This window comes from Metabacillus sp. 84 (genome assembly GCF_050107715.1).
Classification (GTDB): domain Bacteria; phylum Bacillota; class Bacilli; order Bacillales; family Bacillaceae; genus Metabacillus_B.
The window spans coordinates 176,113-202,775 of record NZ_JBNILN010000003.1; the positions used below are offsets into that span (position 1 = coordinate 176,113).

At 45.9% G+C, this 26,663-nt stretch carries 28 protein-coding genes; 27 read left to right on the forward strand and 1 reads right to left on the reverse strand.

Annotated elements, in window-relative coordinates:
* Window positions 1-10 precede the first annotated feature (10 nt).
* On the forward strand, window positions 11-1,063 hold the full coding sequence (fni, locus tag ACQCV8_RS07655; protein ID WP_426843982.1) for a type 2 isopentenyl-diphosphate Delta-isomerase: 1,053 nt from the start codon (window positions 11-13) through the stop codon (window positions 1,061-1,063).
* A gap of 44 nt (window positions 1,064-1,107) precedes the next feature.
* On the opposite strand, the gene ACQCV8_RS07660 is transcribed toward fni, so the two are convergent.
* Complete coding sequence (locus ACQCV8_RS07660; protein ID WP_426843983.1) at window positions 1,108-1,239, reverse strand: YpzI family protein; 132 nt, start codon at window positions 1,237-1,239, stop codon at window positions 1,108-1,110.
* A 427-nt stretch (window positions 1,240-1,666) separates the two neighbouring features.
* Here ACQCV8_RS07660 and ACQCV8_RS07665 point away from each other — a divergent pair, with 427 nt between their 5' ends.
* The 26 genes from ACQCV8_RS07665 (at window position 1,667) to aroA (ending at window position 26,468) form a co-directional block, all read left to right on the forward strand.
* The gene (locus ACQCV8_RS07665) at window positions 1,667-2,272 is read left to right on the forward strand and encodes a YphA family membrane protein (RefSeq protein WP_426843984.1); all 606 of its coding nucleotides are present in this window, start codon (window positions 1,667-1,669) and stop codon (window positions 2,270-2,272) included.
* A gap of 226 nt (window positions 2,273-2,498) precedes the next feature.
* Entirely contained in the window at window positions 2,499-3,809 is a 1,311-nt protein-coding gene (gene der / locus ACQCV8_RS07670) for a ribosome biogenesis GTPase Der (protein ID WP_426843985.1), read from the forward strand.
* 30 nt (window positions 3,810-3,839) lie between these two features.
* Window positions 3,840-4,877, forward strand: coding sequence for an NAD(P)H-dependent glycerol-3-phosphate dehydrogenase (locus ACQCV8_RS07675; RefSeq protein WP_426843986.1), 1,038 nt, complete (start codon window positions 3,840-3,842; stop codon window positions 4,875-4,877).
* Window positions 4,878-5,193: 316 nt separating this feature from the next.
* On the forward strand, window positions 5,194-5,397 hold the full coding sequence (locus ACQCV8_RS07680) for a DUF2768 domain-containing protein (protein ID WP_426843987.1): 204 nt from the start codon (window positions 5,194-5,196) through the stop codon (window positions 5,395-5,397).
* A 15-nt stretch (window positions 5,398-5,412) separates the two neighbouring features.
* Entirely contained in the window at window positions 5,413-6,129 is a 717-nt protein-coding gene (locus ACQCV8_RS07685; protein ID WP_426843988.1) for a hypothetical protein, read from the forward strand.
* 185 nt (window positions 6,130-6,314) lie between these two features.
* Window positions 6,315-7,793, forward strand: a complete 1,479-nt coding sequence (gene spoIVA, locus ACQCV8_RS07690; RefSeq protein WP_426843989.1) for a stage IV sporulation protein A — start codon at window positions 6,315-6,317, stop codon at window positions 7,791-7,793.
* A 459-nt stretch (window positions 7,794-8,252) separates the two neighbouring features.
* Complete coding sequence (hbs, locus tag ACQCV8_RS07695) at window positions 8,253-8,531, forward strand: non-specific DNA-binding protein Hbs (protein ID WP_426843990.1); 279 nt, start codon at window positions 8,253-8,255, stop codon at window positions 8,529-8,531.
* Between the two features lie 227 nt (window positions 8,532-8,758).
* A complete protein-coding gene (folE, locus tag ACQCV8_RS07700) occupies window positions 8,759-9,325 on the forward strand; it encodes a GTP cyclohydrolase I FolE (RefSeq protein ID WP_426843991.1) in 567 nt (188 codons plus the stop codon).
* A 33-nt stretch (window positions 9,326-9,358) separates the two neighbouring features.
* A complete protein-coding gene (gene mtrB, locus ACQCV8_RS07705; RefSeq protein ID WP_426843992.1) occupies window positions 9,359-9,586 on the forward strand; it encodes a trp RNA-binding attenuation protein MtrB in 228 nt (75 codons plus the stop codon).
* A gap of 177 nt (window positions 9,587-9,763) precedes the next feature.
* Entirely contained in the window at window positions 9,764-10,570 is an 807-nt protein-coding gene (locus tag ACQCV8_RS07710) for a heptaprenyl diphosphate synthase component 1 (protein WP_426843993.1), read from the forward strand.
* Between the two features lie 2 nt (window positions 10,571-10,572).
* Entirely contained in the window at window positions 10,573-11,283 is a 711-nt protein-coding gene (locus tag ACQCV8_RS07715) for a demethylmenaquinone methyltransferase (protein WP_426843994.1), read from the forward strand.
* Between the two features lie 24 nt (window positions 11,284-11,307).
* A complete protein-coding gene (hepT, locus tag ACQCV8_RS07720; RefSeq protein ID WP_426843995.1) occupies window positions 11,308-12,270 on the forward strand; it encodes a heptaprenyl diphosphate synthase component II in 963 nt (320 codons plus the stop codon).
* Between the two features lie 101 nt (window positions 12,271-12,371).
* Window positions 12,372-12,818, forward strand: coding sequence for a nucleoside-diphosphate kinase (gene ndk, locus ACQCV8_RS07725; protein ID WP_426843996.1), 447 nt, complete (start codon window positions 12,372-12,374; stop codon window positions 12,816-12,818).
* Between the two features lie 396 nt (window positions 12,819-13,214).
* A complete protein-coding gene (locus tag ACQCV8_RS07730) occupies window positions 13,215-13,982 on the forward strand; it encodes a CheR family methyltransferase (RefSeq protein WP_426843997.1) in 768 nt (255 codons plus the stop codon).
* A gap of 96 nt (window positions 13,983-14,078) precedes the next feature.
* Entirely contained in the window at window positions 14,079-15,251 is a 1,173-nt protein-coding gene (gene aroC, locus ACQCV8_RS07735) for a chorismate synthase (protein WP_426843998.1), read from the forward strand.
* Window positions 15,252-16,343 carry a 3-dehydroquinate synthase gene (aroB, locus tag ACQCV8_RS07740; protein ID WP_426843999.1) on the forward strand — a complete coding sequence of 364 codons (1,092 nt, stop codon included), beginning with the start codon at window positions 15,252-15,254 and terminating at the stop codon, window positions 16,341-16,343.
* The gene (gene aroH / locus ACQCV8_RS07745; protein ID WP_426844000.1) at window positions 16,340-16,705 is read left to right on the forward strand and encodes a chorismate mutase; all 366 of its coding nucleotides are present in this window, start codon (window positions 16,340-16,342) and stop codon (window positions 16,703-16,705) included. Before aroB ends, aroH begins: the two co-directional genes overlap by 4 nt.
* A 301-nt stretch (window positions 16,706-17,006) precedes the next feature.
* Window positions 17,007-18,545, forward strand: a complete 1,539-nt coding sequence (trpE, locus tag ACQCV8_RS07750) for an anthranilate synthase component I (RefSeq protein ID WP_426844001.1) — start codon at window positions 17,007-17,009, stop codon at window positions 18,543-18,545.
* Entirely contained in the window at window positions 18,514-19,533 is a 1,020-nt protein-coding gene (gene trpD / locus ACQCV8_RS07755; protein WP_426844252.1) for an anthranilate phosphoribosyltransferase, read from the forward strand. The genes trpE and trpD overlap by 32 nt, the downstream gene beginning before the upstream one ends.
* Window positions 19,526-20,284 (forward strand): indole-3-glycerol phosphate synthase TrpC, encoded by a 759-nt coding sequence (gene trpC / locus ACQCV8_RS07760; protein WP_426844002.1) that lies wholly within the window; start codon window positions 19,526-19,528, stop codon window positions 20,282-20,284. The genes trpD and trpC overlap by 8 nt, the downstream gene beginning before the upstream one ends.
* Window positions 20,281-20,934: a phosphoribosylanthranilate isomerase gene (locus ACQCV8_RS07765; RefSeq protein WP_426844003.1), complete on the forward strand. Its 654-nt coding sequence runs from the start codon at window positions 20,281-20,283 to the stop codon at window positions 20,932-20,934. The genes trpC and ACQCV8_RS07765 overlap by 4 nt, the downstream gene beginning before the upstream one ends.
* A complete protein-coding gene (trpB, locus tag ACQCV8_RS07770; RefSeq protein ID WP_426844004.1) occupies window positions 20,912-22,141 on the forward strand; it encodes a tryptophan synthase subunit beta in 1,230 nt (409 codons plus the stop codon). Before ACQCV8_RS07765 ends, trpB begins: the two co-directional genes overlap by 23 nt.
* Complete coding sequence (gene trpA, locus ACQCV8_RS07775; protein WP_426844005.1) at window positions 22,107-22,907, forward strand: tryptophan synthase subunit alpha; 801 nt, start codon at window positions 22,107-22,109, stop codon at window positions 22,905-22,907. Before trpB ends, trpA begins: the two co-directional genes overlap by 35 nt.
* Window positions 22,908-22,922: 15 nt before the next feature.
* On the forward strand, window positions 22,923-24,005 hold the full coding sequence (gene hisC / locus ACQCV8_RS07780) for a histidinol-phosphate transaminase (protein WP_426844006.1): 1,083 nt from the start codon (window positions 22,923-22,925) through the stop codon (window positions 24,003-24,005).
* Window positions 24,006-24,069: 64 nt separating this feature from the next.
* Window positions 24,070-25,173, forward strand: coding sequence for a prephenate dehydrogenase (locus tag ACQCV8_RS07785; RefSeq protein ID WP_426844007.1), 1,104 nt, complete (start codon window positions 24,070-24,072; stop codon window positions 25,171-25,173).
* Between the two features lie 11 nt (window positions 25,174-25,184).
* Window positions 25,185-26,468 carry a 3-phosphoshikimate 1-carboxyvinyltransferase gene (aroA, locus tag ACQCV8_RS07790; protein WP_426844008.1) on the forward strand — a complete coding sequence of 428 codons (1,284 nt, stop codon included), beginning with the start codon at window positions 25,185-25,187 and terminating at the stop codon, window positions 26,466-26,468.
* The last annotated feature ends 195 nt before the right edge of the window (window positions 26,469-26,663 follow it).

Genomic DNA, 26,663 nt, shown 5'->3' on the forward strand with positions numbered 1-26,663 from the left:
GTGATGATTCTTGAGCAGAGCGAAACGCAAACTAGATCATATTAATCATGCTTTGTCCACAGGCCAAAGCAGGGAAAACGGATTTGATGATATAACGTTTGTTCACCAAAGCCTGCCTGACTCATCCGTTGAAGATATCAATATATCGGGAAACATAGGCGGACTTATATCAAGTTCGCCTATTTTCATCAACGCGATGACGGGCGGCGGAGGCAAAAAAACGGAAGAGATTAACCGGATCCTGTCCGAGGCTGCCGCAGCACATGGCATGGCCATCGCAGTGGGATCTCAGATGGCGGCCATTCGGGATTCTTCGGAGAGACCTTCTTATGAGATTGTCCGCAAAGTCAATCCAAAAGGACTGGTCTTCGCCAATCTTGGAAGCGAGGCAACAGTTGAGCAGGCTTTGAGGGCCATTGATATGGTTGAAGCGGATGCGATTCAAATTCATCTTAATGTTATTCAGGAGCTGGTAATGCCTGAAGGTGACAGGGATTTTAAAGGTGCCCGAAGCCGGATTGAAAAAATTGTTCAGCATACCGGCACTCCGGTTATTGTAAAAGAAACCGGGTTTGGAATGAATTACGAAACGATTGCAAAATTAAGAGATTCCGGAGCGGCCGCTATTGATGTTGGAGGCTTCGGAGGTACGAATTTCTCCAGGATTGAAAATGCCAGAAGAGATCGTGCCCTTCAGTCATTTAACGGCTGGGGCATTCCTTCTGCTGTCTCCATTGCAGAGGGAGCTCATGCAGGAGAAGACAAAGTGAGCATCTTAGGCTCAGGAGGCATTCAAAACGCCCTCGATGCAGCTAAAGCAATCGCGCTGGGTGCGTCGGCTGCAGGAATGGCCGGCAGTTTGCTTGCTGTTTACGACGAGCTTGGAGAGAGCGGGCTTCATAAGGAATTGGAAATGCTTCACGAGGAGCTTAAATGGATTATGTGCGCCCTGGGTGCCGCCACGATTTCTGAACTTCAGCGTGCGCCCCTTGTTATAACGGGACCCACCCACCATTGGCTGAAAGAAAGAGGCTTTGAAACAGAGCGGTACAGCCGCAGATAGCAGAAAAACCCTTGCCTAATGCAAAAGCACCGGCAAGGGTTTTCCTATTGGTTTCTTTTTCTTGACTGTTCCGGACTTTCCATGCTGGCTGCCCCGTTATTCTCCAGTGACTGATCGCGATCGGACTCTACACGCTTGCTTTGCTTCAGTTTCTTTTCCTGACGGTCTTTACCCATCTTTTTGCCTCCCTTTATTTTTTTCTGTTAAACTTTGGCTGATGATTGCAGCTGCCAGGCGTTTGCTTATCCAGTGGCGGCCGGTGAGCCGCCTCCTGGCTTCGGTCTCACCTGGCCCGCAGCTGTTAGCCCTGAGTCTCACGCGTTCTGCTCCAATCAACAGATGTTAAGATCACAACTGTGCTTTAAAAAAGCCTGCTATTTACACTTCTATAAACCCTGGGTTCTCCTTATCCGAAGAGGAAGAGGCTGTGCTCGTGCCGGCCGCATTCTTTCGAGTAAAGTTTTTCTTCAGACCGCTTATTGGTTTCGTAAAGCAGTCTTTTGAATAGTGTGGCTGTTTCCACTTAAACTATCCCTTCTTTTCCGATTAACGATTAAAAATTTTCATTTCCTTCCATAATGAGAAAGTAAGGAGGGGCTTGAATTGGAAGGAATCTACTTTTATTGGATTGCTTGGTGTTTATGGATTGGGGTCACATTTATCATGCAAAAATCGAACAGACGCACGTTTTTATCCTATTTTCTCCTGCTATTGATTATATGGGCAGGGTTTGCTGTTAAACTTCCAATTGGAGAGCTGTCTCCTGCTTATCTGATGCTTTTACTGGCTGGATTCGGAATGGCAGCTCATTATAGAATGAACGGTCCTAAGCTAATGCTTTGTTCGATGGGATTGGGAGCAGGATATGCTGGTTTAAAACTGATGCAGTTATACGATCCGGTATGGTTTACAATCAGTCCTGCAGGCATTTTGTTAATTGTCTGCTTTTGCGCAGCCGGGGTTCTTGGGAAGCTGGTTTTCGAAAAGCTGCCGGTTTTTCTGATCGGATGCTGCACCGGAGAGCTATTATATGAAATCATTATTTATCCGATATCAGGCTCCGTTCAAATCGGCCAGCCGGCGTTCCTGGATTTCATCCTTTTTGGTGCAGCCGGTTTCACCTTTTGGGGCTTGCTGAAAGGTATTGGTTTATCGTTCAGTACATTTTTACAAAAGCCCGGCAAGGCAAAACAGAGCAATAATGCTTAAAAATCTCTGAACCTGTATAATTGGGTGTGATATTAAATTGTTTATTGCCCTGAAAGCTGATATGATAGGGTTGGTTACCCTTCTTAGAAATTGCAGGAAGGGTTTATTTAATGAAGAATGAAATGATATGATCGTATTAATAATAAATTCGTTTAATACAGGCAGAACCAGTCTTCTTTTATACAGGCTGACGTGCAGGATCGTGTTGGAAAGGATGTAAATTTAAATGGCAAAACCAGTAGTAGCAATTGTAGGAAGACCTAACGTGGGGAAATCCACTATATTCAACAGAATCGTCGGAGAGCGTGTGTCGATAGTGGAAGACCGACCAGGTGTAACGAGGGACAGGATTTACAATAAAGGAGAATGGCTGAACTATGAATTCAATATAATTGATACAGGCGGAATCGATATTGGAGATGAACCGTTTCTAGCCCAGATCAGACATCAGGCGGAAATTGCCATTGATGAAGCTGACGTTATTATTTTTATGACCAACGGCAGGGAGGGAGTCACGGCTGCTGATGAAGAAGTAGCTAAGATCCTTTACCGCACTAAAAAACCAGTTGTGCTTGCAGTTAATAAAATTGATAATCCTGACATGAGAGAATCGATGTATGACTTTTATGCGCTCGGATTCGGAGATCCGTTCCCGATTTCCGGTTCCCACGGCATCGGATTGGGAGACATGCTTGATGATGTCATAAAGCATTTTGCCGGCATCAGCCAGGCCGACTATGATGAGGAAATCATTAAGTTCAGTTTAATAGGAAGGCCGAACGTTGGTAAGTCCTCTCTAGTAAATGCAATGCTCGGTGAAGAACGTGTTATTGTCAGTGACATAGCAGGAACAACTAGAGATGCTGTAGATACGGTTTTTAAACATAACGGACAAGAGTATGTCATAATCGATACGGCGGGGATGAGAAAAAGAGGAAAGGTTTATGAATCGACTGAGAAGTACAGTGTACTCCGGGCATTGAAGGCAATTGACCGGTCTGATGTCGTTTTGGTCGTCATCAATGGTGAAGAAGGAATCATTGAACAGGATAAGAAAATCGCGGGGTATGCTCATGAAGCAGGGAAAGCGATTATCATTGTGGTCAATAAATGGGATGCGGTAGAGAAAGACGAAAAAACCATGAAAGCCTTCGAACAGAATATCCGGGAGCATTTCCTTTTCCTCAGCTATGCCCCTGTTGTGTTTCTTTCTGCTAAAACAAAGAAGAGAATTCACACACTTGTACCTGAAATTATTAAGGTCAGCGAAAACCACTCACTCAGAGTTCAAACGAATATCCTGAATGAAGTGATTATGGATTCAGTTGCGATGAACCCGACTCCATCCGATAAAGGGAAAAGGCTTAAAATTTATTATGCTACCCAGGTAGCAGTGAAGCCTCCGGCATTTGCTGTATTTGTTAACGAACCTGAGCTGATGCATTTTTCGTATGAACGGTTTTTAGAAAATCGAATCAGAGAAGCGTTCGGGTTTGAAGGAACTCCGATCAAGATTTTTGCTCGGGCTCGGAAATAGACCAAGTAAACAACGGCTGGGGGTATAAATATGGAGAAAATTGCAGTACTTGGCGCAGGAAGCTGGGGGACCGCCCTCGCTTTGGTTTTGGCTGACAACGGCCACGATGTAAGGCTTTGGAGCCATAGGGGCGAGCTTGCAGAAGAAATCAATACGACAAGGAAGAACAGCAAGTACCTTCCCGGGATCTCGCTTCCTGAGGGTATTAACGGGTATTCTAATCTGCAGGAGGCTTTAAATGATGCAGACATCATCGTCGCAGCAGTGCCGGCAAAGGCAATCAGGGAAGTGCTCGCTGAAGCAAAAAGAGTGTTCAGCCGCCCTGTGACAGTTGTTCATGTCTGCAAAGGAATTGAGCCGGATTCACTTAAAAGGATCTCGGAAATTATTTCAGAGGAGCTTCCACCGGAAATCCTGAAGAGTCTGGTGGTCCTATCGGGTCCAAGCCATGCGGAAGAGGTCAGCTTAAGACATCCGACAACCGTTACATCGTCTTCGGATGACATAAAAGCAGCAGAATATGTACAAGAGTTATTTATGAACCAGCATTTCCGGGTGTATACAAATCCGGATGTGATAGGTGTGGAAATCGGCGGAGCTCTAAAAAACGTGATTGCTCTTGCTGCCGGTATAACAGACGGGCTTGGCTACGGCGATAATGCCAAGGCTGCCCTCATCACAAGGGGACTTGCAGAGATTGCAAGGCTTGGAAGCGTTATGGGCGGGAATCCTCTAACCTTTTCAGGACTGACCGGAATTGGGGATTTAATAGTGACATGCACAAGTGTTCATTCACGCAACTGGCGGGCCGGGAATATGCTGGGCAAAGGCCATGCTTTAGAGGAAGTGCTGGACAGTATGGGAATGGTGGTTGAAGGAGTGCGGACTACAAAAGCCGCCCATCAGCTCGCTCAAAAGTTTCATGTTAAAATGCCGATAGCAGAAGCGTTATATGATGTGCTTTTTAATGATCAATCACCGAAGGAAGCGGTGGATTCATTAATGGGACGCGGGAGAACGCATGAGATGGAAGATCTTGTGAATATTATGGAAAATCGTTTGCAGTAGTCATGCCTCTTATTCGCCGTTCGTGCATACAATATGCTAAGATTCATCCTTCATTCGCTTCCTCTCGTTTGAGAACCGCCATTTGTAAAAAAAGCGGCAAAAACTCAGGAAAATGGGCATTAGAGGATGCAGCCAATCACTGAATCGCATAAAATAAACCGAAGCATTTGCAGAGTTGTTTTTCTTGGCTGGGATCATTAGTCAGTTTCCCCTTAAGCTGAAGTAAGGGAGCCCCCTCTTTACTTCAGTTTATATTTTTTGAAAATTTGGACAAGTATAGTTGTAACCGCTAACATTTCAGATTGGAGGAATTGGTTTGACACCAGGGCTTATAAAAATGTGGATTGCATTGTCTTCGATTGCGTTTATGTTTATGGCGGTTTTCTCTATTTATTTGGGCAGGTACAAAATGAAAAGCGGGTTTATGAAAATAACAGTGTCTGCTGTGGCGTACCTGTTTATGATATCAGCGGGCCTGCTCATGATTTTTGTCGTGTTCAGCGGACCTGTATCAAAATGAGCGGAGGTGGAGCAGATGAAAAAATCAGCGGCAGCGGGATTGCTTTTCACTTTCCTGCTTCTGAGCGGCTGTTTATATCCTCAGGCAGAGCTTGCTCAAAATCAAGTCCCTTACAAAGACCAGCTCGATTTTGTTCAAAAAGCCGTTGATCAGTATAAAGAAAAAACAGATGGACTTTTGCCGATTAAAAACAAAGATATGAATACTCCAGTCTATGAGAAATACCCAGTGGATTTCGCAAAGCTCGTACCGGATTTTTTGCCGGAAGCTCCAGGAACCGCCTATGAGAGCGGCGGAATATATCAATATGTCCTGATAAATGCAGAAACAAAGCCGGAGGTTAAACTGATTGATCTAAGGATGGCTGAAGAGATTAGGGATCTCCGCATCAGGATCAGCGCCTATATCCAATCAAACCGGTATCCGCCCTATAAAGAAGTGCTGGAGGGTGGAGTTTTTACGCTCGACTATCAAAAACTCGGGCTAAAAGAACCACCCGCAGTAACAAGCCCTTATTCGGAAAATCAGCTTCCGCTTTTAATTGGAAGCAAAGGAGAAATCTTTGCGGATTACCGAATAGATTTACATAAAGCGCTAAAAGAAACAAATAAGAAGCCGGATCAAAACGAGGATATCAGAGCCCTTCTCGTTGAAGACTCCGTTTTTGTCCCTGCATTTTCAAAACCATATACCGTAAATGAAAAGAACGAACCCATTTTTATGAAGAATTAAGGAATGAACCCTTCTGGAGACCCATACACTCCGATAGAAGGGTTTTTTACTTTGAATGATTCAAGGCAGAAAATTTTTCTTAAACAGGCATAAACAATTAGGACAACATCATACACATATAGTGTCCTTAACAAATGTGAAAAAAATCGGGGTATCCCAATATAGCTAAACCGGGAGGGGATCGCTTGGAAAAGGTAGATATTTTTAAAGATATTGCTGAACGCACCGGCGGCGACATTTATCTGGGCGTAGTCGGAGCTGTCAGAACGGGGAAGTCTACATTCATTAAGAAATTCATGGAATTAGTGGTGCTGCCAAACATCGGCAATGAGGCGGACAAAGCGAGAGCCCAGGACGAACTGCCTCAAAGTGCAGCCGGCAGAACCATCATGACAACGGAACCAAAATTTGTACCGAACCAGGCTGTTAGTGTCCATGTGGAAGAAGGCTTGGAAGTCAACATCAGGCTTGTAGACTGTGTAGGGTATACAGTGCCGGGTGCAAAAGGGTATGAAGACGAAAATGGCCCTCGTATGATCACAACTCCATGGTACGAGGAGCCGATTCCGTTCCATGAAGCGGCTGAGATCGGAACGAGGAAAGTAATTCAGGAGCACTCAACCATCGGTGTCGTCGTTACGACAGACGGAACCATTGGCGAAATTCCGAGAACAGATTACATTGAGGCAGAAGAGCGGGTAATCGACGAACTAAAGGAAGTCGGAAAGCCGTTCATTATGGTCATTAATACCGTTCAGCCTTATCACCCTGAAACGGATAGGCTGAAGCAGCAGCTAAATGAAAAATATGATATTCCTGTTCTGGCAATGAGCGTTGAGAGCATGAGGGACAGTGACGTCATGAACGTTTTAAGAGAAGCACTTTATGAATTCCCGGTACTCGAAGTGAACGTGAACCTCCCGAGCTGGGTCATGGTGCTCAGGGAAAATCACTGGCTGCGTGAAAGCTACCAGGAAGCGGTTAAGGACACGGTAAAAGATATTAAAAGGTTAAGGGACGTAGACAGAGTTGTAAATTTCTTCAGTGAATATGAGTTCATTGAGCGTGCAAGCCTTGCGGGAATTGAAATGGGGCAGGGAATCGCAGAAATTGATCTGTATGCTCCGGATTACTTATATGACGACATCCTCCGTGAGGTCGTAGGGGTTGAAATCCGCGGAAAGGATCACCTGCTTCAGCTAATGCAGGACTTTGCCTATGCGAAAGCAGAATATGACCAAGTGTCTGATGCCCTGCGTATGGTGAAGCAAACAGGCTACGGAGTCGCAGCTCCCGCCCTTTCAGATATGAGTCTGGATGAACCGGAAATTATCCGGCAGGGGTCAAGATTCGGTGTAAGGCTGAAAGCTGTCGCCCCTTCCATTCATATGATTAAAGTGGATGTTGAATCAGAGTTTTCCCCTATCATCGGCACGGAAAAGCAGAGCGAGGAATTAGTCCGCTATTTAATGCAGGACTTTGAGGACGATCCGCTATCGATCTGGAATTCCGACATCTTCGGACGTTCCCTGAGCTCAATTGTCAGAGAGGGGATTCAGGCTAAGCTCTCCCTTATGCCTGAAAATGCACGGTATAAGCTGAAAGAAACACTGGAGAGGATCATTAATGAAGGATCCGGCGGTTTGATCGCCATTATCTTATAAAAGCTTTCCCCGTCTAAACAGGCGGGTTTTTTTTGTTATAGTAAAACTTTGCGGAAGCCCGCACTTTCATCCAGCCGAAAAAATTTGCTGCAGCTGACAAACCCCGTAATGGCAGGGTTTCAAAGTAGTTAACATAATGTAATAACAAATGCAGTTCATTGCATTTTATTCCCCAAAACCCTTTTATATCAAGGAATGACAGCGGATTTTCTTGCGAAGGGCGGGCAATTATGATAATCTACTATCAGCATTTAAGAGAATAATTTCTCTTAGATGGTCAGATTTGCCTAAAATATGCGCGTTTTCAGCGGAAAATCATTGAATTCTTATTGTTTATCCGTTAAGATAAGCGTGTTAACAGTAAAAGCTTGATTTAACGTATATTTCAGGCAATTTCTGTGAAGAAATGTAATAACAGCTTAACTGTTATTCTACCCATCTTGGGAGGAGGTGAAAGGCATGAACAAAACTGAACTAATCAATGCAGTAGCTGAGGCTAGCGAATTATCTAAAAAAGACGCTACTAAAGCAGTTGAATCCGTTTTCGACACCATTCTCGACGCATTAAAAAGCGGCGATAAAGTACAGCTGATCGGTTTTGGTAACTTCGAAGTTCGCGAGCGCGCGGCCCGCAAAGGACGCAACCCGCAAACAGGTGAAGAAATCGAGATTCCGGCAAGCAAAGTGCCTGCTTTCAAACCAGGTAAAGCACTTAAAGACGCTGTTGCTGGAAAATAATCAGCATCAGTTGTGTATGGCATGACTAAATACATACACGTTTCTTCACAGACAGCCCCTTTTTAGGGGCTTTTCATTTGTATGTACATAATGGCAATTCTGATGGAAGAACTCCTTCGAAACGCATCGGCACGTGCTTTAGCTTTTGCTTTTAAACTCGTGGTTGTGCTAGAATCTGAATCAAATGAATGTTACTTACTATAGTAATTTGCGCAGGAGGCAGCTGAATGAACAAGATTAACCAAGGGCAGATTGAAGAAGCCGTTCGCTTGATCCTCGAAGCCGTCGGTGAAGACCCGAACCGTGAAGGACTGCTCGATACTCCTAAGAGAGTAGCCAGGATGTATGCAGAGATTTTCTCAGGTTTAAATGAAGACCCTTCCGAACATTTCAAAACGGTCTTCGGGGAAGACCACGAAGAACTTGTCCTTATAAAAGATATTCCTTTCTATTCTATGTGCGAACATCATCTCGTGCCATTCTTTGGGCATGCTCACGTAGCTTATATCCCCAAAGGCGGTAAAGTAACCGGATTAAGCAAGATGGCACGTGCTGTTGAAGCTGTAGCAAAACGCCCACAGCTGCAGGAAAGAATCACTTCAACAGTGGCTGACAGTATTGTAGATTCCCTTGAACCTCATGGTGTCATGGTAGTGGTAGAAGCTGAACATATGTGCATGACGATGCGCGGTGTGAAAAAGCCAGGATCTAAAACGATTACTTCAGCTGTCAGAGGCGTCCTGCAGCATGATCAGGCAGCCAGGGCGGAAGTGCTTTCTCTCATACGCGGTTAAGGTTTGAATTAAAACAAAAGGCGGTCGAATAAGATGAAAAATCCGGCTAATGATTACGTTGTTATAAAAGCAATTGAAGACGGAGTTCATGTAATCGGTCTGACCAGGGGGACAGACACTAGATTCCATCACTCTGAAAAACTTGATAAGGGCGAGGTCATGATTGCACAGTTCACAGAGCACACTTCAGCGATAAAAGTTCGGGGAAATGCAAAAATTATGACAAGCCATGGAGAAATGGAGAGCGACCCCAGAAGATAATAACCCGGACTCTTACCAGTGAAAACCGCCTGTTTTCACTGGTAAAGGCACTCTCCGGTTTATTACGGGAACAGACCGACAGATTATGATATAATTATATCTGCCGGTTTGGGCTTTTATGTCTTTGCTAGCAGGTCGAATTGACGATCAAATGAATAGTGGACAAGGGTGATTTCTTTGCAGAACATCTATGAAATATTGGCGGAATTAAAAGAGCGTTTAAATCTAAAATTGAGCCATCCTTATTTGGCGCGCTTTTTGGCTTCTCCAGTCCTGGATGAAGACAAATTGCTTCTGTTCTATGCAATTTTAGATGAAGCTCCTGTAACGGAAGAAGAAAAGAAAAATTACACGGTCACAGCTATGCTGGTCCAGATTGCCCTTGATACCCACGATAATGTTACAACTTCTGGCAATGTAGAGAAAGGGCAGTTGTTTAAACGGCAGCTTACTGTCCTGGCAGGGGACTACTATAGCGGCCTTTATTATTCTTTACTGGCAGAGATGAATGATGTCAAAATGGTTCGAACGTTAGCAACGGCAATAAAAGAAATTAATGAGCACAAAATCCGGCTTTACGAAGCATCTTCTTTGGAAATGGAGGATGCCGTCAAAAGCATGATTGTGATTGAAACAGCGTTATGCCAGCATTTATCCGACCATTTTGGCATTGATCTCTGGAAGGCTGTTTCCAATAAATTCCTTTCCTATAAGCGGCTCTCTGCTGAGAAAGCGAAAATGGTCTCGGGCAGCTCGCCGATGATTGAAAGGTTCTCCTCCGGCAAAACGGCTTTTCAGGATATGGACGCATTTAAAACAGATTTGGTGAACAGATGCAATTTTTATTTTGATGAGGCTGTTTCCCTCGTAGAAAGAAGCCTTGAAGGCTCTCACTCAATGAAGGGTGCGCTGCTGGGAAGACTGGAAAATCTAAGATTTCATGAACATATGCTAACTAACAAGCTTGCGGAAGAAGGGTTTTAAGAATGCAGCAGTCAAAAGAAGAGCGTGTACATGGTGTATTTGAAAAAATCTCGCCGCATTATGATAAGATGAATTCGTTAATCAGTTTTCAGCGGCATGTTGCATGGCGAAAAGAAACGATGAAAAGAATGGACGTAAAACCAGGAGCAAAGGCTCTGGATGTCTGCTGCGGAACAGCAGACTGGACTCTTGCTCTGGGAAGCGCTGTCGGCAGCAGCGGTGAGGCAATCGGACTGGATTTCAGTCAGAACATGCTTGCTGTCGGAGAAGAAAAGGTCAAGCAATCAGGAATGAAACACGTCTCCCTTATGCACGGCAATGCGATGGAGCTTCCTTTTGAGGATGATTCATTTGATTATGCCACAATCGGATTCGGGCTTCGCAATGTGCCTGATTATATGGCGGTTCTAAAAGAAATGCAGCGGGTCGTAAAGCCAGGTGGGCAGGTAGTGTGCCTTGAAACCTCACAGCCTGAGATGCCGGGTTTCAAGCAGCTCTATTATATGTATTTTCGTTTTATCATGCCGGTTTTCGGCAAAATTTTCGCAAAAAGCTTCAAGGAATATTCCTGGCTTCAGGAATCAGCACGGGATTTTCCCGGAATGAAGGAACTTGCAGCGATGTTCAGATCAGCCGGGCTGCAGGATGTGGAAGTAAAAGCTTTCACAGGAGGAGTAGCCGCAATGCATAAAGGCGTTAAACCTGTTAAATAACTCACTTGATTGTTGGTGGATGGAATGAAATTCAAAAATATATATACGTTCTTGAACAAAGACCTGGATTTAATAGAAAAAGAACTGGCATTAACCGTCCAATCCGATTATCCTATGCTCAGTGAAGCGGGTTTGGATATGCTTCAGGCAGGAGGAAAAAGGATTCGTCCGGTATTTGTTCTGCTTTCAGGCATGTTTGGCGATTACAGCATTGATCGAATTAAGCACACAGCAGTCGCCCTTGAGATTATCCATATGGCGACGCTTGTGCATGACGACGTAATCGATGACGCAGAATTGAGAAGAGGCAGGCCTACGGTTAAATCAAGATGGGACAACAGAATTGCGATGTATACAGGAGACTATCTTTTTGCAAAATCACTGGAACTCATGACGATGCTCGAAGATCCGCTGGCACACAAAATTTTATCCAAAACAATTGTTGATGTGGTCATTGGTGAAATCGAACAGCTGAAAGATAAGTACCGTTACGAGCAATCACTGAAAGACTATCTTAAACGAATCAAAAGAAAAACAGCCATTCTGATTGCTACAAGCTGCCAGCTTGGCGCCATATCAGCAGGAGTCAGTCCTGAACTGCATAAGAAGCTCTATCAGTACGGCTACAATGTAGGAATGTCCTTTCAGATTATCGATGACATACTCGACTTTACCTCCTCTGAAAAAGAGCTGGGGAAACCGGTAGGAAGCGACCTGCTTCAGGGAAATATCACTTTGCCCGTCCTCATTGCCATGGAGGATCCCTCATTAAGGAATCAGATTATAAAGGTTGGCCCTGATACAAAACCGGAAGAGATTAATCCTCTTATCGAGCACATACTGAAGTCAGGCGCTATCGAAAAATCCTATGAAGTAAGCAACCGTTATTTGAGTAAAGCATTTGACCTGCTGAACGAGCTCCCTTCCAACAAGGCGCGCAGCACGCTGCACTCAATCGCTAAATATATCGGAAAACGAAAAATTTAGGATAATTCTCCACTTCTAATTGAATATTCCCTTTGGAAGTGGTACGCTTTTAAAGGGGAAATGAAAACCCATACATAATTTGACGGGGTGGAGAATTGTATATGGAAAAGACATTTTTGATGGTCAAGCCTGACGGTGTTCAGCGCCAGTTAATCGGTGAAATTTTGCAGAGGTTTGAAAGAAAAGGCTTTCAATTAGCGGGAGCTAAATTGATGCAAATTTCTCCCGAGCTTGCTGAACAGCATTATGGCGAACATAAGGGGAAAAGTTTTTATAGCGAGCTAGTCGAATTTATTACGTCAGGTCCGGTATTCGCTATGGTCTGGCAAGGGGAAAACGTGATTGAGACGTCCCGCCAAATGATGGGGAAAACCAATCCGAAAGAAGCTCTTCCAGGGACTATAAGAGGAGACTATGGTGTCATTGTCGGAAAGAACATTATTCATGGTTCTGACTCTCCCGAAAGTGCCGAAAGAGAAATCGGCCTCTTTTTCAAACAGGAAGAATTAGTGGGATATGAAAAATTAATGAACAGCTGCATTTATTAATTAGTACCGGCCAGCCGCCAAGGCTGGTCCTTTTTATTTGGCTTTGTAAATGTATGATGTTGATCTATTAACACCTGTTGATTGGAGTGGAAGGCATGAGACTCCTAGCTAAGAGCAGCGGGAAAGGTGAGACCACGCAGGCGCAAAGCGGTTAGGAGGCTCACCTTTCCCGCCCTTGGATATGCGAATGCCTGCTACCTGCCATCAACAGCCGAGTTTAACCGAGCTTTTTATTTAGACAGATGAAACCAGACTGCAGCTCGGCTGCTTTTTCACACTCTCTCACCTCAGTCCCTATTAAAGCAGACTTACTCTGTAAATACCGCCTGACTTTTCCGGGCCGTTTCTATATACTTATTTTGAAGCATCAGAATAGAAGGAACAGGGGAAATCAACATGAATGAATACGTTCAATTTGCGAAAGATATTTATAAGCTGACTGGAATAGATTTAACGAGCTATAAAGAGGCACAAATGAAAAGAAGATTAACCTCCTTGTATGAAAAAAAGGGGTTTGGTTCATTCTATGGCTATTTTCAGGAATTGAAGAGGAATGATCTGCTGCTGCTTGAATTTTTGGATCGAATGACGATTAACGTTTCTGAATTCTACCGCAACTGCAAGAGGTGGGAGGTTCTGGAGAAAAAGATTATGCCTGAGCTCGCATCAAAAAACCATAAGCTTAAAATATGGAGTGCTGCCTGTTCTACCGGGGAAGAGCCCTATACTCTCGCAATGATTACCAGAGAGCTCGGTCTTCTGCCTCCTCAGCTGATTGCAACCGATCTGGATTCGAACGTCATTGCCCGGGCCAGGCTCGGTCTGTATCCTGAGCGCTCCATCAAGGAAGTGCCGGAGCATGTTAAAAATCAATATTTTAAGATACAGGCGGACTCCTACGAAGTGAAGGAAGACATTAAAAAAATGGTCCAGTTTCAAAAGCACAATCTTTTATCTGATTCATATGGGAAAGAGTACGATTTAATTGTCTGCCGCAACGTTTTAATCTATTTTACAGAAGAAGCAAAAGAACGTATTTACCTCAAGTTCAGCCAGTCTCTAAAAAGCGGCGGGTACTTGTTCGTAGGAAGCACAGAACAAATCTTTCACCCGGACCGCTATGGGTTTGAATCAGCTGAGACTTTTTTCTACCGCAAAAACTAATTGATACCTACATTTTCTAAGAAAACTGTGATATAGTGTTTAATAATTAATTTATACATAAAAGCGTTAACGCGTTGAAGGGGGAGTCTGCAGAGTATGAGATATTTAACTTCCGGAGAGTCGCACGGGCCGCAGCTGACGGCTATTCTCGAAGGCGTTCCAGCCGGATTGCCGCTGACAGCCGAAGATATAAACCTGGATTTGGCCAGAAGACAAAAGGGATACGGCAGAGGCCGCAGAATGCAGATCGAAAAGGATCAGGTGTTGATAACCGGGGGAGTGAGGCATGGAAAAACGCTTGGTTCACCGATCGCCCTGACTGTAGAAAATAAAGACTGGAAGCATTGGACCAAAATAATGGGTTCAGAGCCTTTAGAGGAAAATGAGGAAGCCGAAGTGAAAAGGCAAATCAGCCGTCCGAGACCCGGGCACGCTGATTTAAACGGAGCCATAAAATACGGCCACCGCGACATGAGAAATGTTCTGGAGCGATCTTCTGCAAGAGAAACGACGGTCCGGGTTGCTGCCGGGGCAGTGGCTAAAAGAATTCTGGAAGAGTGCGGCATTCAAATAGCCGGACACGTTCTTGAAATTGGCGGCATCCGCTCTAAGCATGCTTCTATTTCTAATGTCGGGGAGCTGAAAGCTAAAACTGAGGATTCTCCTGTCCGCTGTGCGGATGAAGAGGCTGCTGCAGAGATGATGGCAGCTATTGACCGGGCTAAGGAAAATGGCGATTCCATCGGCGGAATCGTGGAAGTGGTGGCGGAAGGCATGCCTCCCGGAGTAGGAAGCTACGTGCATTATGACCGGAAGCTGGATGCGAAAATTGCAGCGGCCATCATGAGCATCAATGCGTTCAAAGGAGCGGAAATCGGAATTGGGTTTGAAGCTGGAAGAAGATTCGGCAGTGAAGTTCATGACGAAATTGCATGGGATAAAGAGCGGGGCTACTATCGGAAGACGAATCGGCTGGGCGGCTTGGAAGGCGGAATGACGACAGGGATGCCGATTATTGCCCGCGGAGTGATGAAGCCAATCCCGACATTGTATAAGCCTCTTCAAAGTGTTGACATTGAAACAAAAGAACCCTTTTCAGCAAGCATTGAGCGATCTGACAGCTGTGCTGTACCTGCAGCGAGCGTTGTCGCCGAGGCAGTTGTTGCCTGGGAGCTGGCAGCGGCTATTACAGAGCAATTCGGTCAGGATCGAATGGATCTCATACGGGAGAATGCAGAACTAATGCGGCAGCGCGCGAGGGAGTTTTAAATGGAAACAGTAACTGTACAAACAGGGACCGGCTCCTATCCTGTTTTCGTTGGCAGGGAAGCGTTGGCGCAAATGAAAGAAGTATTATCACCTGAATCAGCGGTTTCCAGGAAAATCCTTCTTATCTCAGATAAGACCGTCTTCAGGCTGTATGGTGAGCGTGTGACCGAGCAGCTTCAAGAGCTGGGGGAGGTAGTGGTGTTTACCGTTGACAGCGGTGAACAGGCTAAATCCTTCGAACAGTATCATTCCATCATAACTTTTGCGCTTGAAAAGGGTCTTAACCGTAAAAGCATGATTGCGGCACTTGGCGGAGGGGTGATCGGTGATCTTGCCGGATTTGCTGCAGCGACTTATATGCGCGGCATTCCCTTTATTCAAATTCCGACGACTTTGCTTGCCCATGACAGTGCGGTAGGGGGGAAGACGGGCATAAATCACCCGGAAGGCAAGAACATGATCGGTGCCTTCCATCAGCCGGCAGCGGTTTTTTTCAATCCTCAATTTCTCGCCACCCTGCCTAAAAGTGAATTACGTTCAGGAATGGCAGAGGTAATCAAGCATGCATTAATTGCGGATGCGTCCTTTCTTTCTTGGCTTGAGGAAAATCCTTCCGCTATCGAAAGCCCGACTGAAGATCAGCTGGTTAAGATCATAACAGCGGGAATCAGAATAAAGGCGAGTGTTGTGGCAGATGACGAAAAAGAAACCGGCATCCGGGCATATTTGAATTTTGGCCATACGCTGGGCCATGCAATCGAAGCAGCTCTGGGCTACGGGAAAATGACTCATGGAGATGCAGTCGCTGCAGGAATGCTTTTTGCCCTGTGGCTTAGCAAAAAGGAGCTCGGCCTCGGAATAAACTATGCGAAATATACAAGCTGGTTTCAGGCCATCGGCTTTCCTTCCAATATTCCCGGGGGGCTTTCTTCCGAACAGTTGCTTACTTTAATGGCAGCGGACAAGAAAGCGGATTCCGGTGCGATCCGGATGGTTTTGCTTAATGAAATCGGATCGCCAGTTATCAAGTCCTTTCTTCCTGAAAAACTAAAAAGTCTGCTGGAAGCGTTCCGAAAGGGGGAGGCTGCATGATACGAGGGATCAGGGGTGCTACCACAGCAGCGGATAATTCAGAGCAATCCATCTGGACCGCCGCTGAAATCCTATTTAAAAAGATGGCTGCCGAAAACAACATTGAAGCGGACCAAGTTTCCAGCGTCATCATTACGTCCACAAAGGATTTGAATGCCGCTTTCCCGGCTAAATCCCTTAGAGAATTAAAAGGGTGGAAGCATGTTCCGGTCATGTGCATGGCAGAAATTGATGTGCCCCATGCACTTGAAAAATGCATAAGAGTGATGATGCACGTTGAGACGGATGCCGAGCCTCAAAGCATTCACCACATATACCTTGAGGGGGCTGTTGTCTTAAGACCTGATTTACAGCATCCTTAGCTTCAGGCTCTTCGGATTGACATCAGAGAGGTAACATACTAAAATATTCAGTAAGATACAAGAAAGAGTTAGAGCAGAGAGAGCAAGACCAGAGCAGAGTTTAGGGTAGCAGAGAATGAGTGAGTATAGCTGAGGAATACTTTTTCTTGTCCAAGATACGGACTATGCTGCCCAAAGTCACACAAATGTGTGCCTTTGGGCTTATTTTGTTCTAGCATGTACCGCATCCTCCCCGGACAAATACGTTTTACCTTCTATATGCTCAACCCATTCTCCTCTGCAAAAAGAGGAGGAACCAGGAGTGAACCATACAGATTTACCCTCATTTTTACAAGATGCAGTGGACTACCGCACCATTCCGGTTGTCCAGTCCTACAAAATCGATACCTTAACCCCTATTCAAGTATTCAGCGCATTAAAGAAGCAGGCTGTTTATATTCTGGAGAGCAGTGACCGGGAATCCGACTGGTCAAACTACTCCTTTATCGGCTTGAATCCTCTCATGACGATCGAAGAGGAAAACAGCTTATTTGTCATCAAGGAGAAGGATGGAACAGTCAGATTCACTTCATCAGATCTCCCGGACATATTCCGGCATCTGGATCAATCCTTGCAGATTAAACTTCCTGAACTGCCTATTCCATTCAGGGGCGGGGCCGTTGGCTACATTGGATACGACTCGATCAGTTTATTTGAAAAAATCCCGAGGCATCCGGATTCTCGTCCTGCTGATCCAATGTGCAGGCTCGCTGTCTGCAGCACCTATATCGCAATGGATCATAAGAATAATCAGCTTTATTTTGTAGAATTCAGCTTTTTAAATGGCAAGGAGCAAAGACAGGAGCTCGAGGAAAGCTTTGAACGAGCGAAAAACAGTATAAGCGGCTTGCTCGCTCAGCTGGAACATTTTGACCCGGTTAAAGAGCTGTTCCTTGCCTTTGATCAACGGGGAGACGTCAGTTTCGAGCGAGTGAAAACGAATATGACGAAGAGTGAATTTATTGAAAAAACGAAAAAAATCAAAGGCTATATATCATCTGGAGATGTTTTTCAGGCTGTTTTATCCCAGCGCTTTGAAATCCCCTTGTATGCGGATGGCTTTGAACTTTACCGGATTTTGAGGAAGGTTAATCCTTCCCCGTACCTGTTTTACTTAAAGTTCGGAGAAACTGAAATCGTCGGCAGTTCTCCAGAAAGGCTGATCCATGTACAGAATGGCCATCTGGAAATTCATCCGATTGCCGGAACCCGAAAGAGGGGCAGGAACAGACAGGAGGATTTGGAGCTGGCTGAGAGCCTCCTCGCAGACGAAAAGGAAAAAGCCGAACACCTCATGCTCGTCGATCTCGCCAGAAACGATGTTGGCCGTGTGGCTGCCTATCATTCTGTTAAAACGGAAAATTATATGGAGCTGACTTACTTCTCACATGTGATGCATCTGCTTTCAAAAGTGACCGGGAATATCAGAGAAGGAATTCACCCAACCGAAGCCCTGCTCGCTTCCTTTCCTGCCGGCACTGTTTCAGGAGCTCCTAAAATCAGGGCGATGGAAATTCTGCAGGAGCTAGAGCCAACAGCGAGAAATCAGTATGCCGGCAGTATTGCTTATATCGGGTTTGATGGAAATATTGATTCATGCATTACAATCCGGACAGCCGTTGTAAAAAATCAAACAGCCTATGTTCAGGCCGGAGCAGGCATTGTGGCGGATTCAATCCCTGAAAATGAGTGGGAAGAAACACGCAGTAAAGCAAGCGCGCTGATTAAAGCAATCGAATTGGCTAACGAGCAATTCGGCAAGGAGGCAAATTATGAAAATCATCCTATCCAAAGCCGTTGAAGGCTCCCTCCTTTCAAGAGGGGAAGCGAAAGAAGCGATGCTTGAAATAATGGGCGGCCGCGCAACTCCGAGCCAGATTGCCAGCTTCTTATCTATTTTGAGGCTCCGCGGAGAGACGGCAGAGGAAATCGTCGGGTTTACAGAAGCGATGAAAGAAAAAATGATTGGAATAGAAGGACTTGAAAACGCAGTCGATACGTGCGGAACCGGTGGTGACCACGCCTCTACTTTTAATATCTCAACATCGGCAGCAATCGTTGCTTCCTCTTTTGGAGTGAAGGTGGCTAAACACGGGAATCGCTCATTTACGTCAAGCAGCGGGAGCGCTGACGTATTGGAAGCACTCGGAATCCGTGCAGCCGGGACAGCGCAGCAGGCGGCGGAGTCAATAAAGGAAAACCATATGGGCTTTCTGTTTGCCCCATTGTTCCACTCATCTATGAAGCATGCAGTAAATCCAAGAAAGGAAATCGGGTTCAGGACCGCATTCAATGTCCTTGGTCCGCTCGCGAATCCTGCAAATGCAAAAAAACAGGTAATAGGTGTTTTTTCTGAGAGGTATGCCGAGCTGATGGCAGAAGCCTTAACACACCTGGGAACAGACCATGCGCTGCTTGTGACCGGCTTGGATGGCCTTGATGAAATAACCGTTACGGGTGAAACAAAAGTAGTGGAAGTGAAAAACGGCTCGATCAGCCGCTACCGGATTCAGCCGGAGCAATTTGGTTTGAGCAGAGGCAACCCTTTGGAATTGAAAGCAGATAACCCGGCAGAAAGTGCCTCAATGATCCGGGAGGCGTTTCTTAACAGGGGTCCGCAGGCAGTAAAAGATATTATTTCACTAAACGCCGGAGCAGCTCTCTACACAGCCGGATATACAGGAACAATAGAGGAAGGTGTAAGCCTGTCCGGGCAAGCGCTTGTATCAGGCAGGGCATTTGCTCAGCTGGAGCGGCTGCAGATGAAAAAGGAGGAAAAGTATGCTTAGCAGGATTCTTGAACATAAAAAGACAGAAATACAAAACTATCAGAAACCTGATGACGAAAAGCTGCCGAAGCGTTCATTCTATGAGGCTCTCAAAAATCCGAACCGGAAATTGGGACTCATTGCCGAGGTGAAAAAGGCATCGCCTTCAAAGGGGATCATTAAAGAGGATTTCTTTCCCGCCGTTCACGCAAAGCAGTACGAAGCCGGAGGAGCTGACTGTTTATCCGTCCTGACAGACTCTGCGTTCTTTAAGGGAGCGAACCATTATCTATCCGAAGCGAAACGGGAAACAGCGCTCCCTGTTTTAAGAAAGGACTTTATCCTGGATCACCTTCAGGTTGAAGAGTCGGGCCTGATTGGTGCAGATGCGATTCTGCTGATCGGTGAAGCCCTGGATCCTGCCCTGCTTGCCGAGCTATTCGCACATGCAGCCGAACTTGGAATGGATGCATTGGTAGAGGTTCACTCCGTTCCTGTTCTGGAAAAAATTTTAAAGCAAATAACTCCTGATCTGATCGGGATTAACAATCGCGATCTAGCCACTTTCCAAACGGATATCAAGAAAGCGGGGGAGTTTAAAGGGTATATCCCGGATGGAGCGCTTCTCGTAAGTGAGAGCGGCATTCATTCGCCTTCTGACCTTGAACTGGTCCGCAGTCACGGCGCCGATGCTGTTCTTGTAGGCGAATCGCTTATGAGGCAAAGCAATCAGGAGGCTGCAGTGCGGGAATTATTTGGTGTTCAGGGATGAAGCGGCCGCTCCTGAAGTACTGCGGAAATAAAAGCAAAGCAGATTACAGACTTTCTCTTGGCTCCGGAGCAGATTATATTGGTTTTATTTTTGCTGAAAGCAAGAGGAGAACAGAGCCTGAAGAGGTCAGGAAATGGATCAGTGAATGTGGCCGCGGCGGAAAGAAGCTGGTCGGGGTGTTTGTGAATCCTTCCTTGGAGGAGACAATTCTAGCCTGTAAAACCCTTAACTTGGACACAGTTCAATTCCATGGCGAAGAATCTGCGGAATTTTTGGAAGCATTCAAGGGTTCAAGCCAAACAAAAGTTTGGAAGGCTATCCGCCATGATGCGGATGCATGTAAAAAAATGGAGCACTACGCCCCATATACAGACGGATTTTTAATAGACAGCAAAGTACAGGGGGCGTGGGGAGGAACAGGCATTGCGTTTGACTGGTCTGCTTGCGGAGATTACGTCCGGCAAGCTGAAAAATTGGGGAAATTCTGCTTTATTGCAGGAGGAATTCATGAGGCGAATGTAAAAGAGCTATTAGACAGGAAGCCAGGTGGCATAGATCTTGCCAGCGGTTTAGAACGGAACGGCAGCAAGGACGCTGAAATGATCAAAAATTTCGAGAAAAGGGTGGATGATTATGTATCCGGACAGTAGAGGCAGATACGGAGACTTTGGCGGAAAATTTGTTCCGGAAACGCTGATGGAACCGCTGGAAGAGCTGGAGACCGCATACAGGGAGGCGAAGCAGGATCCAGAATTCAGCCAGGAGTATGTAAGGTTATTAAAAGAATACTCCGGCAGGCCCACCGCACTCACTTACGCAGGGAATCTGACCAAGTCAGTAGGCGGAGCTGCCATTTATTTGAAAAGGGAAGATTTGAATCACACCGGTGCCCATAAGATCAATAATGCGATTGGTCAGGCGCTCCTTGCAAAACGAATGGGAAAAACCCGGCTGATTGCAGAAACCGGAGCCGGCCAGCACGGTGTTGCTGCAGCTACAGTAGCCGCCAAGTTTGGAATGGAGTGCAAAGTATTTATGGGGGCTGAGGATGTAGAACGGCAGCAGCTGAATGTCTTTAGAATGGAACTCCTCGGTGCAGAGGTGGTCCCGGTTCACTCCGGAAGCAAAACACTTAAAGATGCAACAAATGAGGCGATACGCTACTGGGTGCAGCATTGTGAGGATCATTTCTATATGATTGGTTCTGTCGTAGGTCCTCATCCTTATCCTTTGATGGTCCGGGATTTCCAGAAAGTAATCGGCGAGGAAGCTAAAAAGCAGTTTGCCGCGGTTACCGGCGGACTTCCGGATAAAGTGATTGCCTGTGTAGGAGGGGGGAGCAATGCGATTGGGATGTTCCATCCATTTCTTCATGATGAGGTCGAACTGATCGGTGTGGAAGCAGCCGGTAAAGGAATCGATACACCGCTTCACGCGGCCACGATTACGAAAGGGACGAGCGGGGTTATACACGGTTCCCTCACTTATTTAATTCAGGATGAATTCGGGCAAATCATTGAACCTTATTCCATATCAGCCGGACTGGATTATCCAGGGGTTGGACCCGAGCACGCTCATCTAGCCCAAACCGGCAGAGTGAAATACGTGTCTGCGACAGATCAGGAGGCACTCGATGCCCTTCATAAAACGGCGAAGGAAGAAGGTTTGCTGGCGGCCATCGAATCAGCCCATGCGCTGGCTCAAGCATTTACGGCAGCAGCGGAAATGAGTCCGGACGAATCCGTGCTTGTCTGTCTTTCAGGACGCGGGGATAAAGATGTTCACACGCTAATGAAAGCATTGAAAGGAGAAGTGGATCAGGATGAATTACTTTCAGACTCAATTGGAGCAAAATAACAAGCTTTTTATCCCATTTATCACAGCGGGAGATCCTTCACCTGAGGCGACAGTTGACATTGCGCTTGCCCTGCAGGAGGCGGGCGCAGCGGCAATTGAACTTGGCATCCCCTATTCAGATCCTTTAGCGGATGGACCTGTCATTCAGCGTGCTTCGGCGAGAGCCTTAAAGCAAGGAATGAACATTGTAAAAGCCATGGAGCTTGTCCCGGTCATGAGAGAAAATGGAGTGAAAATCCCAGTCATTCTATTCACATATTATAATCCTGTGTTACAATTGGGAAAAGAAAACTTTTTCGCTTTAATGCGCGAAAATAGCGTGGATGGACTGCTTGTCCCGGATCTCCCATATGAAGAAAATGAGCAGCTTAGAAGCCGCTGCAAAGAAGAAAATATCTATTTTATTTCTATGGTGGCACCGACTTCTTCATCGAGACTGAAGAAAATTGCTGAAGCTTCGGATGGGTTTCTTTACTGTGTATCCTCCCTTGGGGTCACGGGAGAGAGAAAAGAATTTGATGAAGAGGTCTTCCGTTTTATTAAAGAAGTAAAAGCCATTTCCCCGATTCCTGTAGCCGTCGGATTTGGAATTTCCTCCGGTGAGCAGGCGCTGAAGATGAATGAAATAGGGGACGGAGTCGTTGTAGGAAGTGCTCTGATCCGAAAGCTGGAGGAACTTCATGAAGACCTTCTGTCTGAACATGGACGAAAAACAGCACTTCAGCAGGTGAAGGAATTTGCGGGATTATTTGCACAAACTGTTTAGGGAAGGGTGTTTGCAATGGAAGTGAAAAGCCAGCTTCTTGATTTAAAACCATATCAGCCCGGTAAGCCGATTGATGAAGTGAAAAAAGAGTATGGACTGGAACGGATTATAAAACTGGCTTCAAATGAAAATCCCTACGGCTGCTCTCCCGATGCAAAAGCAGCGATTGAAAGAGAAATCAGCCAGCTTGCGCTTTATCCGGACGGATACAGCGCTGCATTAAGAGAAAAACTTTCAGAGAGCCTCGGCGTAGACAAAGACCAGCTCATTTTTGGGAATGGTTCAGATGAAGTGGTGCAGATTATTTGCAGATCATTGCTTGACCATCAATCCAACACGGTTATGGCCACTCCAACCTTCCCCCAATACAGGCACAATGCAGTGATTGAAAATGCTGAAATCCGGGAAGTCCCGCTAAAAGCGGGAGAGCATGACCTGGATGCCATGCTGGATGCCATCGACGAATACACAAAAGTAGTCTGGATTTGCAGTCCAAATAATCCGACAGGCAATTATGTGAACAAAACCAGACTGGAGAACTTTCTTAAGCAGATTCCCCCATCAATCCTTGTGGTTTTGGATGAAGCCTATTACGAGTATGTAACAGCGGAGGACTTCCCGGAATCTCTGCAGTATCTGGATACGCATGAGAACGTTATGATTCTTCGGACCTTTTCGAAAGCCTATGGGCTTGCGGCATTGAGAATCGGCTTCGGCATCGGAAGCAAAGCATTTATCCGAAAAATTGAACCGGCCAGAGAACCGTTCAACACCAGTAGAATTGCTCAGGCTGCTGCGCTTGCTGCGCTGGATGATCAGGAGTTCATCAAGGCGTGCAGGGAGCAGAATAAAGAAGGATTGCAGCAATACTATACATTTTGTAAAGAGATGAATCTTTCCTATTATCCGTCGGAAGGAAACTTTATTCTCATTGATTTCAGCATGGATGCCAACCACCTGTTCCAGCGGCTTTTGGAGCGCGGATATATTGTCAGATCAGGTGCAGCCCTTGGCTTTCCTACTTCTTTGCGCATAACGGTAGGGTCGAGGGAGCAGAATCAGGAAATTATTGATTTATTAAAAACGTTTCTTCAATAGGAAGCTGAGTTGTAGGAAACTCTTTTATATACACTTTTTTTACTTGATGATGGGAAGTGCCTTAATGAACAACCACATTTTCTTAATCGGGCTGGGACTGATAGGCGGCTCCTTAGGTTTGGCTGTTAAAAAGGAGCATCCCGCCTGTACAGTTACCGGCTATGACATCAATGACGAACAGGCAAGACTTGCCGTGACACTTGGAGTGATCGACCGCACTGTTCCCTCCATTCAGGAAGGAGCATCTGAAGCAGATGTTATTATCCTTTCAGCACCTGTTGAGCAAACTTTGCTGATTATGGATGAATTAAGCAGGCTCCCTCTGAAAAAGGGGGTCATTGTTACAGATTCAGGGAGCACAAAAGAGAAGATCGGGCGCCATGCCAGCCGGATTTTTCCGGAAAGCATCATTTTTATAGGAGGCCATCCGATGGCCGGATCTCATAAATCCGGAGTTGCTGCGGCAAAATCACATCTATTTGAAAATGCCTTTTATGTGCTTTGTCCGGTAAGTGATGGACAGCAGCCCTACATAGAACAACTGAAGCACTTATTAAATGGGACGAAAGCCAATTTTGTATTGATGAAGCCTGATGAGCATGATTTGGTAACGGGAGTGATCAGCCACTTTCCCCATATTATAGCGGCAGGCCTCGTCCATCAGGCTGTAAAACATGAAGAAGACCAGCCGATGACAAGGAGACTTGCTGCCGGCGGATTCAGGGACATCACAAGGATCGCATCAAGCAGTCCCGGTATGTGGAGGGATATTCTTCTTCAAAATAAAGAACACATGCTGACTCTCTTTGACAGCTGGCTTGCCGAAATGGAAGAGATCCGGAATTTCATAAGAGAAGAAGATAAAGGCGCCATCCATCAATATTTCCACAGAGCGAAGGAGTTCCGTGACGGTCTGCCGGTCAAACAGCAAGGCGCGATTCCTTCATTTTATGATTTATACATTGATGTTCCGGATTACCCAGGGGTCATTTCCGAAATTACAGGTTATCTTGCAAAGGAAAAAATCAGCATAACAAATATCCGGATCATTGAGACGAGGGAAGACATTAACGGCGTACTCCGGATCAGCTTTCAAAGAGAAGCGGACCGGGAGCGCGCCAAAGAATGCATGGAAAAATACACAACCTATGGGACGTTTTTCGGCTAGGAGGAAACGAGATGATACTTCAATCAGGCAGAGGCCTTCAAGGAGAAATATCTATACCCGGCGATAAATCCATATCTCATCGCGCTGTTATGTTCGGCTCGATTGCGGAGGGGAAAACAGAAATCAGCAACTTCTTAAACGGTGCCGACTGTTTGAGCACCATTTCCTGTTTCCGCAAAATGGGAGCGGACATCGAAATAAATGGTACGAACGTGTCTGTTTCAGGCAGCAGCATAAACGGGCTGAAAGAGCCAGAAAGCTTTTTGGATACGGGAAATTCCGGTACGACAACAAGGCTGATATTAGGCCTGCTGGCAGGCACTTCTTTTCATACTTGCCTTACGGGGGATGAATCGATTGCGAAGCGCCCGATGAAACGGGTGACAGAGCCGCTGAAACAAATGGGGGCTGCAATTGATGGCAGGGCAGGAGGGAACTTTACTCCGCTGTCTGTTAGAGGCGGAACGTTAAAAGGTATCGATTTTGAATCAAAAGTGGCGAGTGCCCAGGTGAAGTCAGCGATTCTTTTGGCAGGGCTGAGCACGGACGGGGAATGGACTAAAGTGACAGAGCCGCATAAATCAAGAGACCATACGGAACGCATGCTGAAGTCGTTTGGGGCAGAGGTGATAGAGGAAGGGCTTACTGTATCGGTCAAAGGCGGTCAAACCTTGAAAGGCGCAAACATCGAAGTACCCGGAGATATTTCATCTGCTGCATTTTTCCTCGCTGCGGGAGCGTCCGTACCTGACAGCAGGCTGCTCCTGAAGAGAGTCGGCACGAATCCTACAAGAGATGGAATCCTGGATGTGCTAAAAAATATGGGAGCGTCGTTGAAGGTAACAGAGCATAAAACGGACTCCTATGAACCAATTGCAGACTTAGAGATTGAAACGTCCAGGCTCAAAGGGACGGTTATTGAAGGAAACTTAATTCCAAAGCTGATAGATGAAATTCCAATCATTGCTCTGATGGCAACGCAAGCAGAAGGAAAAACGGTAATCAAGGATGCTGAGGAACTGAAAGTAAAAGAGACGAACCGGATTGATACAGTGGTAAACGAGCTGAAAAAGATCGGCGCAGATATAGAAGCAACGGATGACGGAATGATCATCCATGGGAAGACGAAGCTTAAAGGCGGAGTAAAGGTGTCAAGCCACGGCGACCACCGGATCGGGATGATGCTCGCCATCGCCTCCTGCTTGACTGAAAATCCTCTGGAGCTCGAAGGTTCTGAGGCAATAAATGTCTCTTATCCAGGCTTCTTCAGTGATTTGGATAGGGTCCAGCAGTAAGGACATCCCACAAATTAAAGAGGCGGATAGAAAAGGAACCGGAAAATAAATTTGCGGTGATGAGGACAGAAGGCGTTATAAAAGAATTGAAAGGCCTGGCTTGCAGAAAAAGCCGGGCCTTTCTCTTGCCGTGTGAATGGTCGGAAGAATTCCTGGCAAGCTCGCCAGAACGTCGGAATTCCCGGGAAGCAACCC

What these genes read in the sequence shown, in the direction of transcription:
- trpA (WP_426844005.1), top strand. Translation starts at nt 22,107, where the DNA reads ATGAATTACTTTCAGACTCAATTGGAGCAAAATAACAAGCTTTTTATC.
- aroA (WP_426844008.1), top strand. Translation starts at nt 25,185, where the DNA reads ATGATACTTCAATCAGGCAGAGGCCTTCAAGGAGAAATATCTATACCC.
- hbs (WP_426843990.1), top strand. Translation starts at nt 8,253, where the DNA reads ATGAACAAAACTGAACTAATCAATGCAGTAGCTGAGGCTAGCGAATTA.
- trpB (WP_426844004.1), top strand. Translation starts at nt 20,912, where the DNA reads ATGATTATGTATCCGGACAGTAGAGGCAGATACGGAGACTTTGGCGGA.
- der (WP_426843985.1), top strand. Translation starts at nt 2,499, where the DNA reads ATGGCAAAACCAGTAGTAGCAATTGTAGGAAGACCTAACGTGGGGAAA.
- ACQCV8_RS07660 (WP_426843983.1), bottom strand. Translation starts at nt 1,239, where the DNA reads ATGGGTAAAGACCGTCAGGAAAAGAAACTGAAGCAAAGCAAGCGTGTA.
- ACQCV8_RS07685 (WP_426843988.1), top strand. Translation starts at nt 5,413, where the DNA reads ATGAAAAAATCAGCGGCAGCGGGATTGCTTTTCACTTTCCTGCTTCTG.
- ACQCV8_RS07785 (WP_426844007.1), top strand. Translation starts at nt 24,070, where the DNA reads ATGAACAACCACATTTTCTTAATCGGGCTGGGACTGATAGGCGGCTCC.
- ACQCV8_RS07730 (WP_426843997.1), top strand. Translation starts at nt 13,215, where the DNA reads ATGAATGAATACGTTCAATTTGCGAAAGATATTTATAAGCTGACTGGA.
- aroH (WP_426844000.1), top strand. Translation starts at nt 16,340, where the DNA reads ATGATACGAGGGATCAGGGGTGCTACCACAGCAGCGGATAATTCAGAG.
- hisC (WP_426844006.1), top strand. Translation starts at nt 22,923, where the DNA reads ATGGAAGTGAAAAGCCAGCTTCTTGATTTAAAACCATATCAGCCCGGT.
- folE (WP_426843991.1), top strand. Translation starts at nt 8,759, where the DNA reads ATGAACAAGATTAACCAAGGGCAGATTGAAGAAGCCGTTCGCTTGATC.
- ndk (WP_426843996.1), top strand. Translation starts at nt 12,372, where the DNA reads ATGGAAAAGACATTTTTGATGGTCAAGCCTGACGGTGTTCAGCGCCAG.
- ACQCV8_RS07715 (WP_426843994.1), top strand. Translation starts at nt 10,573, where the DNA reads ATGCAGCAGTCAAAAGAAGAGCGTGTACATGGTGTATTTGAAAAAATC.
- ACQCV8_RS07675 (WP_426843986.1), top strand. Translation starts at nt 3,840, where the DNA reads ATGGAGAAAATTGCAGTACTTGGCGCAGGAAGCTGGGGGACCGCCCTC.
- hepT (WP_426843995.1), top strand. Translation starts at nt 11,308, where the DNA reads ATGAAATTCAAAAATATATATACGTTCTTGAACAAAGACCTGGATTTA.
- ACQCV8_RS07765 (WP_426844003.1), top strand. Translation starts at nt 20,281, where the DNA reads ATGAAGCGGCCGCTCCTGAAGTACTGCGGAAATAAAAGCAAAGCAGAT.
- aroC (WP_426843998.1), top strand. Translation starts at nt 14,079, where the DNA reads ATGAGATATTTAACTTCCGGAGAGTCGCACGGGCCGCAGCTGACGGCT.
- aroB (WP_426843999.1), top strand. Translation starts at nt 15,252, where the DNA reads ATGGAAACAGTAACTGTACAAACAGGGACCGGCTCCTATCCTGTTTTC.
- mtrB (WP_426843992.1), top strand. Translation starts at nt 9,359, where the DNA reads ATGAAAAATCCGGCTAATGATTACGTTGTTATAAAAGCAATTGAAGAC.
- trpC (WP_426844002.1), top strand. Translation starts at nt 19,526, where the DNA reads ATGCTTAGCAGGATTCTTGAACATAAAAAGACAGAAATACAAAACTAT.